At 67.2% G+C, this 17,309-nt stretch carries 17 protein-coding genes; 11 read left to right on the forward strand and 6 right to left on the reverse strand.

The features are described from left to right. Positions 1-303: 303 nt before the first annotated feature. The 7 genes from BVH73_RS10165 to BVH73_RS10195 are packed head-to-tail and all read left to right on the forward strand — an operon-like array spanning position 304 to position 8,321. Positions 304-1,479: an NAD(P)H-dependent glycerol-3-phosphate dehydrogenase gene (locus BVH73_RS10165; protein ID WP_079418348.1), complete on the forward strand. Its 1,176-nt coding sequence runs from the start codon at positions 304-306 to the stop codon at positions 1,477-1,479. An 11-nt stretch (positions 1,480-1,490) separates the two neighbouring features. Next, entirely contained in the window at positions 1,491-2,261 is a 771-nt protein-coding gene (locus BVH73_RS10170; protein WP_079420521.1) for an HAD family hydrolase, read from the forward strand. Then, positions 2,218-3,699 (forward strand): glucosylglycerol-phosphate synthase, encoded by a 1,482-nt coding sequence (ggpS, locus tag BVH73_RS10175; RefSeq protein ID WP_079418350.1) that lies wholly within the window; start codon positions 2,218-2,220, stop codon positions 3,697-3,699. Before BVH73_RS10170 ends, ggpS begins: the two co-directional genes overlap by 44 nt. A 19-nt stretch (positions 3,700-3,718) precedes the next feature. After that, the gene (locus BVH73_RS10180) at positions 3,719-4,840 is read left to right on the forward strand and encodes a mechanosensitive ion channel family protein (protein ID WP_079418352.1); all 1,122 of its coding nucleotides are present in this window, start codon (positions 3,719-3,721) and stop codon (positions 4,838-4,840) included. Between the two features lie 26 nt (positions 4,841-4,866). Next, a complete protein-coding gene (locus BVH73_RS10185; protein WP_079418354.1) occupies positions 4,867-6,033 on the forward strand; it encodes a mechanosensitive ion channel family protein in 1,167 nt (388 codons plus the stop codon). Between the two features lie 55 nt (positions 6,034-6,088). Continuing rightward, entirely contained in the window at positions 6,089-6,799 is a 711-nt protein-coding gene (locus BVH73_RS10190; protein WP_079418356.1) for a response regulator, read from the forward strand. Next, a complete protein-coding gene (locus tag BVH73_RS10195; protein WP_079418358.1) occupies positions 6,792-8,321 on the forward strand; it encodes a sensor histidine kinase in 1,530 nt (509 codons plus the stop codon). Before BVH73_RS10190 ends, BVH73_RS10195 begins: the two co-directional genes overlap by 8 nt. A 23-nt stretch (positions 8,322-8,344) precedes the next feature. Here the strand turns inward: BVH73_RS10195 and BVH73_RS10200 are convergent, their stop codons facing one another. From BVH73_RS10200 to BVH73_RS10210, 3 genes are read right to left on the reverse strand one after another with little or no spacing between them, the layout of a single operon-like run. Next, a complete protein-coding gene (locus BVH73_RS10200; protein WP_079418360.1) occupies positions 8,345-8,647 on the reverse strand; it encodes a hypothetical protein in 303 nt (100 codons plus the stop codon). 3 nt (positions 8,648-8,650) lie between these two features. Next, positions 8,651-9,277 carry a YbhB/YbcL family Raf kinase inhibitor-like protein gene (locus tag BVH73_RS10205; RefSeq protein WP_079418362.1) on the reverse strand — a complete coding sequence of 209 codons (627 nt, stop codon included), beginning with the start codon at positions 9,275-9,277 and terminating at the stop codon, positions 8,651-8,653. Between the two features lie 38 nt (positions 9,278-9,315). Further along, positions 9,316-10,263: a cation diffusion facilitator family transporter gene (locus BVH73_RS10210; protein WP_245800316.1), complete on the reverse strand. Its 948-nt coding sequence runs from the start codon at positions 10,261-10,263 to the stop codon at positions 9,316-9,318. A gap of 214 nt (positions 10,264-10,477) precedes the next feature. Between BVH73_RS10210 and BVH73_RS10215 the strand changes: the two genes are divergently transcribed. After that, complete coding sequence (locus BVH73_RS10215) at positions 10,478-12,190, forward strand: ABC transporter permease (RefSeq protein ID WP_079418366.1); 1,713 nt, start codon at positions 10,478-10,480, stop codon at positions 12,188-12,190. Positions 12,191-12,228: 38 nt separating this feature from the next. After that, positions 12,229-13,587 (forward strand): ABC transporter ATP-binding protein, encoded by a 1,359-nt coding sequence (locus BVH73_RS10220; RefSeq protein WP_079418368.1) that lies wholly within the window; start codon positions 12,229-12,231, stop codon positions 13,585-13,587. Positions 13,588-13,653: 66 nt separating this feature from the next. Here BVH73_RS10220 and BVH73_RS10225 read toward each other — a convergent pair whose 3' ends face one another. Further along, positions 13,654-14,025 carry a hypothetical protein gene (locus BVH73_RS10225; RefSeq protein ID WP_079418370.1) on the reverse strand — a complete coding sequence of 124 codons (372 nt, stop codon included), beginning with the start codon at positions 14,023-14,025 and terminating at the stop codon, positions 13,654-13,656. Positions 14,026-14,214: 189 nt separating this feature from the next. Here BVH73_RS10225 and BVH73_RS10230 point away from each other — a divergent pair, with 189 nt between their 5' ends. Next, positions 14,215-15,399 (forward strand): glycosyltransferase, encoded by a 1,185-nt coding sequence (locus BVH73_RS10230; protein WP_079418372.1) that lies wholly within the window; start codon positions 14,215-14,217, stop codon positions 15,397-15,399. 15 nt (positions 15,400-15,414) lie between these two features. Here BVH73_RS10230 and BVH73_RS10235 read toward each other — a convergent pair whose 3' ends face one another. Then, positions 15,415-16,284, reverse strand: coding sequence for a ferritin-like domain-containing protein (locus BVH73_RS10235; protein WP_079418374.1), 870 nt, complete (start codon positions 16,282-16,284; stop codon positions 15,415-15,417). 133 nt (positions 16,285-16,417) lie between these two features. Between BVH73_RS10235 and BVH73_RS10240 the strand changes: the two genes are divergently transcribed. Continuing rightward, entirely contained in the window at positions 16,418-17,098 is a 681-nt protein-coding gene (locus BVH73_RS10240; protein WP_079418376.1) for a YiaD family glycine zipper/OmpA-like lipoprotein, read from the forward strand. Here BVH73_RS10240 and BVH73_RS15805 read toward each other — a convergent pair. Then, a complete protein-coding gene (locus BVH73_RS15805; RefSeq protein WP_154048470.1) occupies positions 17,089-17,262 on the reverse strand; it encodes a hypothetical protein in 174 nt (57 codons plus the stop codon). The two genes, BVH73_RS10240 and BVH73_RS15805, sit on opposite strands and share 10 nt — an antisense overlap. Positions 17,263-17,309: the final 47 nt, after the last annotated feature.

The raw sequence follows: 17,309 nt of genomic DNA on the forward strand, positions 1-17,309 counted from the left end.
TGAAGTTCAAATTATCATCAATTTGCTTTACAATCTATCTATTGATTTTTTAGTTCCACGAGTCACCAGAAACTTCGCTTCAAGTAGCGAGTTCTACTTGTGGATTTTGGCCGGCACAGGCCAACCGAATCACCTCCTGCCCTTCGGGGGGTGCGAGGGCTTTCAGCCCCGAGCTTCAAGGCATTCACGCTGAATGCCCCTTTGGCCGCGTCTGCACGCGCGGCACCCAGTCGCCACGCCCACCCTTGCCGGGCGTCCTGCCATCGGGCAACCGCGAGGTTGTCCACGACCTCGGGAGAGTCCATGCAGAACTCTGCTTCTTCATCATTCATCGTCGGTCATCCGACTCGGCCTTCTGCCGTTGCCATTCTTGGTGCCGGTGCGTGGGGTACGGCCCTGGCCTGCGCCTTGCGGCGCGGCGGGCTGGAGGTTCGCCTGTGGGCGCGGCGCCCCGACCTCACCCACGCCATTGCCACCCAGGCGCGCAATCCGCGGCATCTGCCCGACCTGCCCTTGACCTCGGGACTGCAGGCGAGCAGCCAGATGGCCGAGATGCTCGACGGGGCCGAGGCGATTTTCATGGCGGTGCCGTCGGCCGCGCTGCGCGAAGTGGCGCGGGCCGCCGCGCCTTGGCTGCAGCGCCGCGCCGTGGTGCTGGCGGCCTGCAAGGGCATCGAGCGCGACAGCGGCGCGCTGATGTCGCAGGTGCTGCAGCAGGAGCTTCGGCCCGATGCGCTGATCGGCGCCATCGGCGGACCGAGCTTCGCGCATGAAGTGGTGCGCGGTCAGCCGACCGCGTTGACCGTCGGCCTGCCCGCTCTGCGGTTGCGCCAGGCGGTGGACGTGCAGCGCCATGCGCAGCGCATGACGGGCGGACTGCGTGCGGCGTTTGCTGCGGGCGCGGTCCAGCTCGACGTGACGGACGATGCCATCGGCGTGCAGGTGGGCGGCGCGCTGAAGAACATGATCGCCATCGCCTGCGGCATGGCCATGAGCGCAGACGTGGGCGAGAACGCGCGTGCGGCCATTCTCACCCGCGGCCTGCAGGACATGCGCGCCCTCACTCTGGCGCTGGGCGGCCGCCCCGACACGCTGCTGTCGAGCGCGGGCGCGGGCGATCTGTTTCTGACCGCATCGTCGGCGCAGTCGCGCAACACCCGGCTGGGCATGCGGCTGGGGCGCGGCGAGCTGGCGGAGCAAGGCGACGAGCTGACCGAAGGTGCGGTCAGTTGCCATTCGGTGCAGAGTCTGGAGCGCAGGCTGGGTATGCGTCTTCATGTGGCTGCTGCGGTGCGCGATGTGCTGGGGCGGCGGCAGACGGCGGCCGAGGCCTTGGGGCGCCTGCTGAACGAGCCGTTGCCTCAGGACGACGCTTTGGGTCTGCCCGTGGCTTCGGGCATGCACCCGCACCGGCCTCTGCGCGATGCGCAAGGCGTGCGTGCCACTTTGTCCCGCGCGCCGTCGCGGCAGGCGCAATGACGGGGGGCGCGATGCCGAAGACGATTCTGGCCACCGACCTCGACGGCACGTTCCTGGGTGGGAGCGAGGCGCAGCGTGCGGCGCTGTATGCGTGGATCGCGCAGCGCCGCAGCGAGATCGTGCTGATCTTCGTGAGCGGGCGCGGACTCGACTTCATGCGGCAGCTCGCGCGCGAGCTGCCCGTGCAGCCCGATCATGTGATCGGCGATGTCGGCACCAGCGTGGCCACCGGTGCGGATTTCGCCCCCATTCCAACGCTCGACCGCTGGCTCGACGCCGCCTGGCCCAGCGACGCATCGCGGCAGATCGACGCCATCGTCGGCCAGCATCCGACGCTGCAGCCCCAGCCGCATCACGGCGGACGGCGGCGTTCCTACTTCTACGGCCGCGTCGAGGCGGCGCAGGTGGCCGCGAGCGAACTGCAGCGGCTGGGCTTCGACACCCTGATGTCGGACAACCAGTACTTCGACGTGCTGCCCCGCGGGGTGCGGAAGGGGTCGACGCTGCTGCGCACCCTGGCCGCACTGGGCCTGCCCGAACACCGCACCCTGGTGGCCGGCGACACGCTCAACGACCTTTCGATGTTCCAGACCGGATTGACCGGCGTGGCCGTGAGCAACCGCGAAGCGGGGCTGGAGCAGGCCATCGCACCGCATGGCAACGTCTATCGCAGCGCGCAGCCGGGCGCTGCCGGGGTGCTCGACGCTCTGGCGCGATTTCATCAACAGGGGGATTTCAATGGCTTCATCTCTGGTCATCGTCTATCACAGACAGCCGTATGAGGAACACAGTGAGGACGGCCAGATCGTCCTGAAGGAAAACAAGAGTCCCAACGGCATCGTGCCGGCCCTCAAGGGTTTCATCGGCCAGGTCGACCGGGCCAGCTGGGTGGCGTGGAAAAAGTCGCCCGCGGGCAAGCCGGTGAAGTTCGAGCGCCGCATCACGGTGAACGACAGCTACGGCAGCTACGAGGTGGTGCGGCTGCCTCTCACGCCCGAGCAGATCAACCAGTTCTATCACATCGTCTCGAAGGAGGCGCTGTGGCCGGTGCTCAACAGTTTTCCTTCCCTGTACTCGACGGAGAACTGCCAGTGGGCCGTGTTCCGCGAGGTCAACCGCCTGTTTGCCGAGGCGGCTTGTGCCGAGGCCGCGCCGGGGGCGGTGATCTGGGTGCACGACTACAACCTGTGGCTGGTGCCGGGTTTCGTGCGGCAGATGCGCCCGGATGTGAAGATCGCCTTCTTCCACCACACGCCGTTTCCCGCGCCCGATGTGTTCAACATCCTGCCCTGGCGCGACGAGATTCTGGCCTCGCTGCTCGATTGCGATCTGGTGGGCTTTCACGTGCCGCGCTACGCCCGCAACTTCGCCGCGCTGGTGCAGTCGCTGCGCAAGGTCGAGGGCCTGGTCGAGCGCAGGGTGTACCCCGAACTGCAGGCCACCGGCACCGCGCTGTCCGAGCCGGTCACGCCGGTGTCGGTCACCGTGGGCGGGCGCCGGGTGCGCATCGACGCCTTTCCCATCGGCACCCACGCCGACCTCATCCGCAGCACGGTGCAGAAGCCCGACAACCTGGCGCGGGTGGCCCATATCCGCCGCGAAATGGCCGAGCAGACCATCATCGTGTCGATCGGCCGGGTGGACTATGCCAAGGGCACGCGCGAAATGCTGCTGGCCTTCGAGCGCCTGCTGGTGCGCCGTCCCGAGTTGCACGGCCGAGTCCGGCTGCTGGTGACGGCGGTGGCCGCGGCCGACGGCATGCGGGTCTACAAGCGGGCGCAGCAGAACATCGAGCAGCTCGTCGGGCGCATCAACGGCCATCACGGATCGCTCACCTGGACGCCCATCCTGCTTTCGACCACGCCCATGCCTTTCGAGGAGACGCTGAGCTATTACCGTGCCGCCGACATCTGCTGGATCACCCCGCTGCGCGACGGCCTGAACCTCGTGGCCAAGGAATTCATCGCCGCACATGTGAACGAGAGCGGCGTGCTGGTGCTGTCGGAGTTCGCCGGTGCGGCCGTGGAGCTGCAGGACGCCGTGCTGGTCAACCCCTACAGCCTCAGCCAGATGGACGCCGCCATCGACCAGGCGCTGGACATGCCGCGCCAGGAACAGTGCGAGCGCATGCAGCGCATGGATGCGCTCATCAGCCGCTACGACATCACCCACTGGACCCGCCACGTGCTCGAACTGTTCGCGCAGTTGCGGGCGCAGTGAGCGGCCAGGCGAACCGACGATGATCGACGATCTGAACGCCGGCTGGACGATGCTGCGGGGCTGGGTGCCGGCCCATCCGGCCCAGGCGCAGGCGCTCGTGCTCACGCTGCTGGCGGCACCCCTGTTCATGCTGGGTGCGCGCCTGCTGCTGAGGGCGAGCGGGCCCGACGGCAACGGGCAGTTCCTGGTCCTGCGCCTGCGCAATCCGCTGCGGCTGGCGTGGCTGTTGCTGGTGCTGCGCATCGATGCGTCGCTGCTGAAGCCGGGGTTGGGCGCTGCGTCCTGGGCGATTCATCCGCTGCACCTGCTTCTGATCGCCGCATTGACCTGGCTGGCCATGCGTCTGATCCGCGCGGGCGGCGAGCTCGTGGTGCTGCGGCGCGGCGGTCTGCAACTGCCCGACGATCCCAACCTGCTCGACGCCAATCTCGCTGTGCGCGGCCTGCTCACGCGGGCGCGGGTGCTCACCCGTGTGCTGAGCTTCCTGATTCTGCTCGTCGGGCTGGCCGTGGCGCTGATGAGCATTCCCGACGTGCGGCAGATCGGCGCCAGCCTGCTGGCGTCGGCAGGCATCGCCGGGCTGGTGGTGGGTTTCGCCGCGCGCCCGGTGCTGAGCAATCTGCTCGCCGGGCTGCAGATTGCGATGACCGAGCCGATCCGCATCAACGACGTGCTCATCGTCGAGGGCGAGTGGGGGCGGGTGGAGGAGATCACGGGCACCTATGTGGTGTTTCGCGTGTGGGACGACCGGCGCCTGATTCTGCCGCTGCAATGGTTCATCGAACATCCGTTCCAGAACTGGACGCGCACCAGCGCCAGCCTGCTGGGCACCGTGTTTCTGTGGGTGGACTACGCCACGCCGGTCGAGGCGCTGCGCGACGAGCTCAGGCGTCTGTGCGCGGCCGACCCCGACTGGGATGGCCGCCTGGCCCTGGTGCATGTGACCGATGCCACCGAGACCGCGGTGCAGGTGCGCTTTCTGGTCAGCGCGGCCAATTCGGCGCGTGCCTGGGAGCTTCGCTGCCGCATCCGCGAGGGCGTGATCGCCTACATGCAGCGCGTCCAGCCGCAGCATCTGCCGCGCCGCCGCGTGCAATGGCATGAGCCAGTGGCCGGCGGCCCAGCCCCGTTTTCCTCCTGATTCTTCACTCCGAGAAAGGCCGCGAGATGAGCGCATGGCTATCCCTTTCCTTTTTGGGCAATCCCCTGCAGAACTGGCTGATGGCGCTGGGCTGGCTGCTGCTGGTCGTGGCGCTGGTGGCGATCATCCAGCCCATCCTGACGTCGTGGCTGGGTGCCCTGTCCGCGCGCACCACCAACCGCTGGGATGACGCGCTGCTCAGCGCCGTGCAGGGCACGCGCCTGTCGCTCGTCGGCCTCGTCGGCCTTTACCCCGCGGTGCAGAACCTGAGTCTGCCCGAGCTGACCACCCGGTGGCTCATCGGCCTGGCCGCCGTGGGGCTGTTCCTGCAGGTCGGCCTGTGGGTCTCGCGGTTTGTCGACTTCTGGATCCGCATGTCGCGCGAGCGGGCCATCGCCCACGACCCCGAGACGGCCACCGGCCTGGCCGCGATGAGTTTCATCGCCCGGCTGGTGCTGTGGTCGCTGGTCTTTCTGCTGCTGCTCGACAACCTCGGCTTCAACGTCACCACCCTGCTGGCCGGTCTGGGCGTGGGCGGCATCGCCGTGGGTCTGGCGCTGCAGAACATTCTGGGCGATCTGTTTTCCAGCCTGTCCATCGTGCTCGACAAGCCCTTCCAGATCGGGCACTTCGTCGTCGTCGACAACTTCTCCGGCACCGTCGAGAACATCGGCCTGAAGACCACCCGCATCCGCTCCATCAGCGGGGAGATCGTGGTGTTTTCCAACACCGATCTGACCAAGGCCCGTCTGCGCAACTACAAGTTCATGCAGGAGCGGCGCATCGTGTTCGCCTTCGGTGTGACCTACGACACACCGGCCGACACCATGGAGCAGATTCCCGTCTGGGTGAAATCGCTGATCGACGCCCAGCCCGACGCCCGGTTCGACCGCGCGCATTTCAAGGATTTTGGCGACTCCAGTCTGAATTTCGAGGTGGTGTACTGGATGAAGTCGGCCGATTTCACCGCCTACATGAACACCCAGCAGACCCTCAACCTGGGTTTGATGCGGGTGTTCGCGCAGCACGACGTGGGATTCGCCTTCCCCACGCGCACCCTTCAGTTCCAGGTCGAGCAAGCCCTGCCCGTCGTGCTGCAGCGCGGCCCCGCCCCAGGCAGGCAAACCCACCGCCCCGGGCCATCGCCACACCCTTTTTTCGCTTCACGCGACTCAAGTCCGACAGGCTCCTAAAATCTGCGCCATAACATCCCGGGCGCGGTGCCCAGACACCCGGGCGGAGACAAGCATGCGGATACTGATTGCCGAAGATGACCGGGTTCTGGCCGATGGGCTGCTGCGATCGCTGCGCGCGCTGGGCTACGCCGTCGATCAGGTGGCCGACGGCAACAGCGCCGACGCGGCGCTGCAGTCCAGCGCCTTCGATCTGCTGATTCTCGACCTGGGGCTGCCGCGGCTGTCGGGCTTTGAGGTGCTGCGCAAACTGCGCGCCCGCGGCACCACCGTGCCCGTGCTCATCCTCACCGCAGCCGACAGCGTGGAAGACAAGGTGCGCGGCCTCGATCTGGGCGCCGACGACTACATGGCCAAGCCCTTCGCCCTGCAGGAACTCGAGGCCCGGGTTCGGGCCCTGTCCCGCCGGGGCATGGGCGGCGCCAGCGCCATCATCCAGCACGGCCCGCTGCAGTACGACATCACCGGCCGCGTGGTCACCCTCGACGGCCATGTGGTGGAACTCTCGGCGCGCGAACTCACCTTGCTCGAAGTGCTGTTGCAGCGCGCGGGTCGCCTGGTGAGCAAGGATCAGCTCGTCGAGCATCTGTGCGTCTGGGGCGAGGAGGTGAGCACCAACGCCATCGAGGTCTATGTGCACCGGCTGCGCAAGAAGATCGAGGTCGGCCCGGTGCGCATCGCCACGGTGCGCGGCCTGGGCTACTGCCTGGAAAAGATCGCGCCGACCCCCGTGCCAACGACCGAGGCCGTCCGCCCCGATGCCTGAAATCTCCGCGGCGCAGACCCCGTCCCCGCAGGAGGACCAGCGGGGGCGCAGGCGGCACCCGCGCTCGCTGTTCGGCGAGATTCTCGACTGGATGCTCGCCCCCATGCTGTTGCTGTGGCCGCTGTCCATCGGCATCACCTATCTCGTGGCGCAGGCCATTGCTGCCAAACCCTATGACGCGGCACTGGAGCACACGCTGCGCCAACTCTCGGCGCAGGTGCAGATGCAGGGCGCGCAGGCGGCGGTGCAGTCGGCCTTGTGGCAGCTGACGCTGCGGCAGCCACCAGCCGGGGGCATTCTGGGCTATCAGGTGCGCAGTGCGTCGGGCGTGCTGCTGGCTGGCGCGCCGGGCCTGCCGTCGGCGGCCATGTTGCCGCCGGGCCATGCGTCGGGCGCGCTGTCGGTCGCGTGGCGCGATGGCGAGATGGGCGAGCACGGTGTTCGTCTGGCCGCGGCCTGGGTCTGGCCCCCCGCTGCGCCCGGGGCGGCCCGCGCCATGCCGGTGCTGGTGCAGGTGGCGCAGAGCCTGGATGCCCGCACGCGGCTGGCGCGCGACATCGTGCAGGGCGTCATCCTGCCGCAATTCGTGGTGGTGCCCATCTTCATCCTGCTGGTCTGGTTCGGTCTGGGACAGGGCATTGCGCCGCTCAACGAACTGCAGGCGCGCATCCGCCGCCGTGCCGATGACATCAGCCCGATCGACGAGCGCGAGGCGCCCGAGGAAATCGCGCCCCTCGTCGATTCGATCAACAGCCTGTTTGCCCGCCTGCGGCAATCGTTGCAGACCCAGAAGCGCTTTGTCGCCGATGCGGCCCACCAGATCAAGACGCCGCTGGCCGGCCTGCGCATGCAGGCCGAACTGGCGCAGCGCGAAACCGACCCTGAGGAGCTGCGCGCCAGCCTGCGGCAGATCGGTCGCAGCGTGGAGCGCACCACCCGCCTGGTCAACCAGCTCCTGGCCCTGACCCGCGCCGAGAACCAGGGCGGCGCGGCCCGCGCGGTGTTCGAGACCATCGATCTGCGCCAGCCCGCGGCCGAGGCCATGCAGGAGCTGGCCATGCTGGCGCTGGACAAGAATCTCGAACTGGAATTCGACAGCCCGCCCCTGCCGCTGCAGGTGCGCGGCAACGCCCTGTTGCTGCAGGAGCTGATCAAGAATCTGCTGCACAACGCCATCACCTACACCCCGCCCGGAGGCAGCGTCACGCTGCGGCTGCGTAGTGCGGTGGCCGAGGGGTCGCGCGCCGGTCCGGTGGTGCAACTGCAGGTCGACGACAGCGGCCCGGGCATTCCCGAGGCGGAGCGTGCGCTGGTGTTCGAGCCGTTCTACCGCATTCTCGACAACGGCAGCGAAGGCAGCGGCCTGGGTCTGGCCATCGTGCGCGAGATCGCCCGCCAGCACGATGCCGAGATCACGCTGAGCGAGCTGCCGCGGCACGCGTCCGTCGAGGGGCGGGGGCTGCGGGTGCAGGCCCAGTTTGCGCGGGCCCCGGCGCCCGGTGCCGATGCGTCAAACGGGTGAGCGGCTGCGCTCAGACGCCGACCTCACTCGCCATCTTCCCCGCACTGTTTCTTCAGGTTGCCGAGCTGACCGTAGGTGATGGCTTTGCCGCTGGCGGCCAGTGCCTTGATGCCATCGGCCATGCAGGGGCTGTCGTTGGCGAGCTGCAGTTGCGGCGCATCCACGGGCTGGTTCACCAGACGGCCGCGCAGCAGGGAGAAGATGCCCACGAGCACCGCGATGGCGATGACGATGCCCAGCAGCCCGCTGAGCTGCACGTTCATGCCGGGCTTGCGCTGAGGCGCCGCTGCAGACGGGGTGTCGGGCTTTTCGGGAGTGTCGGGCATGGATCAGCGCAAGGCGGGGTTGAGGGTGTAGGTGCCGGTGAGACTGGCCTGGGCCAGCACATGCGGGGCGATGGCAGCGCGCAGTTGCGCCCCGCCGAAGACCCCGTCGACCGGGCAGCGCGGCACATCGAGGGCGTAGAGGGTGAAGGTGTAGTGATGGAGCAGGCTGTCGTTCCACGGCGGGCAGGGGCCGTCGTAGCCGAAATACTGGCCCGCCATGTCCTGGTCGCCGGCAAACCACGCCGTGTAGTCGTTCACGCCCTGACGCATGCCGTCGGCGCAGGCCGGGCCCGCCTTGCCGCGCGCCGTGACCGAGTTGCTGAAGGCCTTCTCGTCGAGGTGTGTGCAGGTTGCCGGCATGTCCACCAGCAGCCAGTGATAGAAGTCCACGCGAGGAAGATCGGGGGGCACGATGTGACCTTCGAGGTTGACGTCGTCGGCCCGACTGGGCACATCCGGATCGTGGCAGATCAGCACCAGGCTCTGTGCGCGTTCGGGCACGCCCGACCAGGCCAGCGGCGGGTTGAAATTCTGCGACAGGGCCACATGGCCCACCCCCGAGGGTTTGCAGAACGCGTACTGCGGGGGAATCGGCTGACCATCGGTGAAGGCGGGGCTGGTGAGTTGCATGGATCTCTCCGGGGCAGGAAACGTGGGGCAGGCGGTCTTCAGTGATGTTGGGGCGCCGCGCCGCCGGGCGCGCTGTCGGTCAGGGCCGAGGTCTCTGTATGCGTCTGTGCATTCTCCTCCTGCAGGCTTTCCTGTGCGGAAGTGAGCATTTCGATGGTCACGGTCATGCCGGGGTAGGCGTCGATCAACGCTTTCTCCACGGCGTACCGGCAGTTGGCCGCCCGCTGCAGCGTCCACTGGCCCGGCATGTGCAGGTGCATGGAGGCGAAGCGCCGGGTGCCGGCCACGCGCGTGCGCACATGGTCGAAGCGCATGTCGTGCGAACGGAAGCGGTCGAGCACGGCCTGCAGGCCGGCAAGGTCGTCATCGTCCATCGACTTGTCCATCAGGCCGTCCACCGAGCGCTTCACGAGCGAAAAGGCTTCGCTCAGAATGTGCAGGGCCACGGCGATGCCGAGCACGGGGTCGAGCCAGAGCCAGCCGGTGAGCGGCACCAGCAGCACGCCGGTAATGACTCCCACGGAAGTCCAGACGTCGGTCATCAGATGGCGGGCGTCGGCCTCGACCACGATGGAGCGCAGCCGCCGCGCACCCCGCAGCATCCACTGCGCCACGCCCAGATTGATGGCCGTGGCCAGCGCCGAGATCGCCGCGCCCAGGGGAACGTCGGTGATGGGCTGGGGATGGGTGAGGCGATGGCCGGCCTCGATCAGAATGAGCACGGCCGCCACGCCGATGAGCAGCCCTTCGATGCCGCTGGAGAAATACTCCGCCTTGGTGTGGCCGTAGGGGTGATCGGCGTCAGGGGGCGCCTCGGCGATGCGCACGATGAACAGGGCGAAGGCAGCCGCCGCGACGTTGACGACGGACTCCATCGCGTCCGACAGAAAGCCCACCGAGCCGGTCACTTTCCAGGCGAGCAGCTTGAGGCTGATGACGACGAGGGCCGCAAACAGCGAGGCGCGGAGGTAGGTTCTGGCTTGCATGCGTGCATTGTGCATGGGGCCGCGGCGAAATTCGCAGCTGACACGGGCGTCTCAGGGCAGCGAAACAGGGGCGGATCAGGGTTTTCCCGGATGAAACGTCCAGATACGTCTGCGTGCGTCGCCGGGCGGCGTGTGACATCGAAAAGTCATCGCCATCTCGCTAGACTTCACCGCTTTTGGCCCGCAAATTCCGCTCCCGTTCCCGCTCGCGTCCATGGCCCTCAATCTGCGTCCGCTGGCTTTGCCGCTGCCCAATCGCCGCGATCTGATCGCGCTGCCCTTGGTCATCGGCATGCTGCTCATCATCGGCCATGCCAGCCGGCAGATGGCGCAGCCCTTCCATCTGGGACAGGCCGTGGCGCTGTCGCTCGATCCGGGCGATCTGCCGCAATACGCGCTCTACACCGTGCTGCGCATGCTGGCCGCGCTGGCCGCCAGCACGGTGTTCACCTTGATCTATGCCTGGATCGCGGCCAACAACCGCTACGCCGAGAAGATCATGGTGCCGCTGCTCGATGTGCTGCAGTCGGTGCCCATTCTGGGGTATCTGTCGATCACGGTGACCGGTTTCATCGCGCTGTTTCCGGGCAGCATGCTCGGGCTGCAGTTCGCGGTGATCTTCGCGGTGTGGACGTCGCAGGTCTGGAACATGACCTTCAGCCTCTACCAGTCGCTCAAGACCGTGCCGCGCGATCTGGGCGAGGCCGCCACGCTCTATCGACTCAACGGCTGGCAGCGGTTCTGGAAGCTGGAGCTGCCCTACGCCGCGCCCGGCCTGCTGTGGAACGCGATGATGTCCATGTCCGGCGGCTGGTTCTTCGTCGTCGCCGCCGAGGCGCTGACCGTGTCCGGCCAGCAGGTGTCGGTGCCGGGCATCGGCTCTTACATCGCCGCGGCGATCGCGGCCAAGAATCTCGGCGCCATCGGCTGGGCGATTCTCGCCATGGTCGTGGTGATTCTGTCGTATGACTTTCTGCTGTTCCGTCCCATCGTCGCCTGGGCCGACAAGTTCCGCCTGGACAACACCGTCAGCGTGGACGCGCCGCGCTCGGTGGTGCTCGACTTCCTGCGGCGTACCCGTCTCACCCAGCGGCTGGCGCGGCTGCCCGCCGTGCTGTGGGAGGTCAGCGTGCGCCTGTTGCCCGCGGTGCCGTCGCGCAAGTCGGCACCGCGCCCGCGCCCGGTCTGGGGCGACCGGGTGTTCATCGCCAGCATGGTGCTGTTCACCCTCGGTCTGATCGTGGCCCTGGTTCTGGTGCTGCCGCGCGACTTCGGCTGGCCGCAGGTCGGGCATGTGCTGCTGCTGGGGGCGTTCACCGCGTTCAAGGTGTTCGTGCTGGTGGCGATCTCCGCGCTGATCTGGGTGCCGTTGGGCATCTGGATCGGCCTGCGTCCGCGCTGGGCGGCCGTGGCGCAGCCGGTGGCGCAGTTTCTCGCCGCCTTTCCGGCCAATCTGCTGTTTCCGCTGGTGGTCGTGGCCATCGTGCACTGGCATCTCGACGTGAATGTGTTCACCGCGCCGTTGATGATTCTCGGCAGCCAGTGGTACATCCTGTTCTCGGTCATCGGCGCGGCCTCGGCCATTCCCGGTGACCTGCGCGAGGCCGGCCGCAATCTGGGGCTGCGCGGCGGACTGCTGTGGCGCAAGCTCTATCTGCCCGCCGTGTTTCCGGGATTCGTGACCGGCGCGCTGACCGCCTCCGGCGGGGCCTGGAACGCCAGCATCGTGGCCGAAGTGGTGAGCTGGGGCAGTCACACCCTGGTCGCCACCGGGCTTGGGGCCTACATTACCGAGGCCACCCAGCAGGGCCAGACCTTGAAGGTCGGTCTGGGCGTGGGGGTGATGGCGCTGTATGTGATTGCCATCAACCGTCTGGTCTGGCACCGTCTCTACAAGATCGCCGCCACGCGCGTGCGGCTGGACTAAACACCGAATCTCCTGGTTTTTGCGAGGACTTTGCATCCATGAACGCCGTGACTTCTCAGCCGACCCCCGGCGCTCAGGACGCCGCGGGCCATGCCCCGATCTTTCATCTGGCCGGAGTGCGCAAGTCGTATCGCACGCCCGAGGGCGGCGAGCTGATCATCCTCGACGGCGTCGATCTCGACCTGCGCGACGGCGAGATTCTGGTGCTGCTGGGCCGTTCGGGCTCGGGCAAATCCACCTTGTTGCGCACCCTGGCCGGGCTGGTGCCCGCGACCAGCGGCACGGCGCTGCACCGGGGCGAGCCGATCGACGGTCCGGTGCCGGGCCTGGCGATGGTGTTCCAGAGCTTTGCGCTGTTTCCCTGGCTGACGGTGCTGCAGAACGTCGAACTGGGGCTGGAGGCGCTCAAGGTGCCTCCGGGCGAGCGCCGAGCCCGCGCGCTGGAAGCCATCGACCTCATCGGGCTGGACGGTTTCGAGTCCGCCTATCCGCGCGAGCTGTCGGGCGGCATGCGCCAGCGCGTGGGATTCGCCCGCGCCCTGGTCATCAACCCCGACGTGCTGTTGATGGATGAGCCCTTCTCCGCGCTCGACGTGCTTACCGCCGAAACCCTGCGCACCGATCTGCTCGATCTGTGGGCGGAGCGCAAGATTCCCACGCGGGGCATCCTGCTGGTGTCGCACAACATCGAGGAGGCCGTGCTCATGGCCGACCGCATCGTCATTCTGGGGTCGAACCCGGGGCGGGTGATCAGCGAGATGCGCATCGACCTGCCCCACCCGCGCGACCGCGAATCGCCCCAGTTCCGCGATCTGGTCGAGGGCATCTACGGCGCCATGACCGCCCGCCCGACCGGACGCGATGCGGTGCGCAAGCAGGTGCCCGGCATCGGCCTGCGTCTGCCCGCCCTGTCGGTCAACGCCCTGGCCGGGCTGCTCGAAGAGCTCGATGCGCTCGAAAAGAGCAGCGCCAACACCCGCATCAGCCTGCCCGAACTCGCCGAGGACATGCACTTCTCGGTGGACGAGCTTTTTCCGCTCATCGAAGGCGCCGAGCTGCTGGGCCTGGCCCAGGCGGAAGAGGGCGACATCATGCTGCTGCCCGCGGGGCGGCAGTTCGTCGATGGCACGCTGCAGGAACGCAAGGAGCTGTTCGCCCGCCATCTCATCGAGCATGTGCCGCTGGTGGCGCGCATCCGCACCGTGCTCGACGAGCGCTACAACCACCGCGCGCCCGATTCGCGCTTTCTCACCGAACTCGAAGATCACCTCAGCGAAGACGAGGCGCGCCGCGTGCTCGACACCGCCATCGACTGGGGCCGCTACGCCGAGATCTACGCCTACGACGACAACGCCGAAGTGTTCAGCCTCGACAACCCCGAGGCCGATCTGGCGTGAGTCGGCCCCAATGCAGAACGGCGAGCCGAAGCTCGCCGTTTCGCCAGGGGTGAACCGAGGCGGCGGTCAGGGCTTGGTGGTGGCTTCCTTGACCTTGTCTGCGGCGCCGGAGACCGCCGCCGCGCCCGAATGCACGGCCGACGTCGCGGCCTCCTTGGCTGCGCTGGCGGCCTTGTCGACGGCGTGGCCGGCCGCGCTCGCCGCCCCCTGGGCGGCACTGGCGGCATGGTCCATCGCGCCACCAGCCGCGCTGGCGGCGCTGGTGGCCGCGCCATGTGCGGCGCTCGCGGCGGCGCCCGCTGCACTGGCGCCTGCGGCGACGGCTGAACTGGCGGCCGACTGGGCGGCACTGGCCGCGCTGCTGGCGGCCTCTTGAGCCTTCTGGCAGGCGGCAAGCGAAAGCAGGGCTGCGGCGATCAGGGCAAGTTTGAATGTCATGGGAACTCCAAGTCTGTTTCGGGGCGACGAACGGATTTGTTACTGTCGTCACGCGCCATGGAACCTGAATTTGCGCATTTTCTCAATCCACCGCGCGTGAAATTTACAAAATGCCCGCTTTTCGCCACGTCTTGACGCGGGAAGAAGGGTCACAATCGTGGTGTAACTTAGGGCGCCATGCGCAAGCCCATGCAGACCCGAACGGTCGATCTGATCTATTTCAACGCCGGTGGAGGCCACCGGGCCTCGGCCCTGGCGCTGCAGCAGGGCATCGCGCTTGCGGGCCTGCCCTGGCAGGTGCGGCTGGTCAACCTCACCGAGGTGCTTGACCCCCAGGGCACGCTGCGCAAATACGCTTTTTCGCCCGAAGACTATTACAACGCCCGGCTGGCGCGGGGGCTTACCCTCGGCTTGCGTCACGAACTCAGACTGTTGCAGGGCGTGCTGCGTCTGCTGCATCCCACCCTGCTCAAAATCCTCAAACTGCACTGGCTGCGCACCGAGCCCGATCTGGTGGTGTCGCTCATTCCCAACTTCAACCGCGCGCTCTACGACAGCCTGACCGCCACGCTGCCCGGCGTGCCCTTCGTGACCTTGTTGACCGATCTGGCCGACTTGCCGCCGCATTTCTGGATGGAGCCGGGACAGGATCAGCACCTGATCTGCGGCTCGCCCCGCGCGGTGCAGCAGGCCTTGGAGTCCGGCTTTGCCGCCGACAAGGTGCACGCGACGTCGGGCATGATCATTCGCCCCGACTTCTATCAGACGCCGGTCGGCTTTGACCGCGAGGTCCGGCTGCGGGCGCTGGGTTTCGATCCCCGGCGGCCGGTCGGGGTGGTGATGTTCGGCGGCCATGGTTCGCGCAGCATGACGACCCTCGCCGAGCAACTGCCCGATGTGCAGCTGTTTTTGCTGTGCGGCCACAATGCCCGCCTGGCGGCCAGGCTGCGCGCCCTGCCGTCCACGGCGCCCAGGGCGGTGATGGGTTTCACCTCGGACGTGGCGGAGGTGATGCGGCTGGGTGATTTTTTCATCGGCAAACCCGGCCCCGGATCTCTGAGCGAGGCCCTGCATCTGGGGCTGCCGGTGATCGTCACCCGCAATGCGTGGACCATGCCGCAGGAACGCTACAACACCGATTGGGTGCGCGACAACGGCTTCGGCCTGGTGCTGTCCAGTTTTCGTGCCATCGGCGCGGCGCTGCCCGCCTTCCTGGCCGATCTGCCCGACTATCGCGCCAGAGTGGCGGCGCATCCCAATCGTGCCGTGTTCGAGGTGCCGCGGGTGCTTGACGCGATTCTGCGTCGGGCCGATCAGGCGGGTCTGCGGGTGCCGACGTGGCTCCGCAGCCGTCTTGCCGTGCCGGGGCGCTGAGCGCCGGTCGGTCGCTCAGGCCGTCATCACCCGTCGGGCCAGGTGCGTGAGCGGACGCTCGATGAAATGTTCCATGCGGTGCGGCAGCGCCAGCGGCTTGAGCAGCATTTTCACCGCCTGATCCATGGGCAGCTGCGCGCCGACATACTGATAGAGCCGCTGGCAGACGCGCTCGAAGGGCTCCTGGTCCACCCCGGGCATGGCCTGGCGGAAGGCCCAGACATGACGCAGCGCGATGTCCGAATCGCTGGTGCGCAGTTCCAGCAGCCGCCGCCTGAGCGCGCCGAGGATGCGTGCCCGCGACAGCTTGCGTTCGGCGTTCAGTTCTTTGAAGTAGCGGTAGAAATGCTTGTAGTGCTGCACCTCGTCGGTGCGGATGTGCTCGGTCAGCTCGGCCAGCACCGGCTCGGCCGAGAGGTCGCGCAGGGTCTGGTAGTAGGTGGCCGTCCCGGTCTCGACCACGCAACGGGCCACCAGTTCGAGGGCGCGGTCGTCTTCGAGCTCCTCGACGGTGCAAAGGCGGGAATATTCGTCGAAAAAGGCGGCGTAGGCCGCGTCCCAGTCGAAATCGGGCCAGACCGTCTGCACATAGGTCTTGAGCGCGCGGCCATGCTGCAGTTCCTCGGGCTCCCACTGGTGCTGGAGCCAGTCGGAGATCTGAGGATGGGCATCGTAGTGTTCGACGAGGTTGCGGGTATAGGTGTCCGAGCCCGATTCAATGAACGACGCGCTGACGAGCAGGTAGAAGAGATCGACTTTGTCGTGAATCACATCGATCTGGATGCGCGAGTAATCGATCCAGTCCAGCGTCCAGTGCGGCGATTTTCCAGTGGCGTGTCGAAGCGGTGGCGGGGGGGTGAGGGTGGGGGGCGTGAAGCGGTCCATGAGCTGCTTTTCGGGGGAATGCCATATTGTCAGAATAGACTGAAAATTCGACATCACAGTTCCGTTTCACCGCGGGAACGGAACTAAACTTGTCACAAGGTATGACCATCGAAGTCTGGACTAGGAGCCTTACATGAAGTCACAAAAATCCATCGCCATCGCGCTGTCGGCCGGTCTGGTCGCGCTGTCCCTGGGGGGCTGCGCGAACATGAGCGATTCACAACGAACCACAGCCACAGGCGCGGGCGCGGGCGCGGCGGCCGGGGCCCTGATCGGTGTGCTCACCGCGGGAGGCAACAAAGGCAAGAGCGCGGCCACGGGCGCCGTGGCGGGCGCGGCGGTCGGTGCTTTGGGCGGCTATCTGTGGAACCAGCATCTCGAGAAACAGAAGCAGGATCTGCAGGCCCAGGCGCAGGCATCGGGCACCGGTGTGCAGGTGACGCAGACGCAGGACAACCGCCTCAAGATGAACGTTCCGGCCGACGCCGGCTTTGCCACGGGCAGCGCGCAACTCAACTCGCGCATGTACCCCATTCTGGAAAGCCTGGCCACCGGCCTGAACCAGAACCCCACGGAGAGCGTGCAGGTCTTCGGCTTTACTGACAGCACCGGCACGGATGCCATCAACTATCCGCTCTCTGAGAACCGCGCGCTGACGGTCAAGAACTTCCTGGTTTCACGCGGGGTCGCCGCGCAGCGCATCTCGACGCAGGGCCTGGGCCCGCAGAACCCGGTGGCCAGCAACGCCACAGCCGAGGGGCGGGCAGCCAACCGCCGCGTCGAGATCTACGTGGCCATGCCGGCTCAGCATTGAGGCGCCAGGCGGCGTTCCGCGGCCTGCAGATCGTCGTAATCGGTGTCGATGCGAAAGTGGGTGTCTTCCGGCAGGCCGACCCGGCAGAGCACCTCGGCTCGCGCACCCGCCACCCCGCATTTGTCCAGCATGTGAAGCAGAGTGTGCTGAATGAAGCCGATCATGGAGAGGGGGGAGGGCAGTGCATGATTCAGCGGCACAGATCGCCCAA

Source organism: Thiomonas intermedia, from assembly GCF_002028405.1.
GTDB lineage: Bacteria > Pseudomonadota > Gammaproteobacteria > Burkholderiales > Burkholderiaceae_C > Thiomonas > Thiomonas intermedia.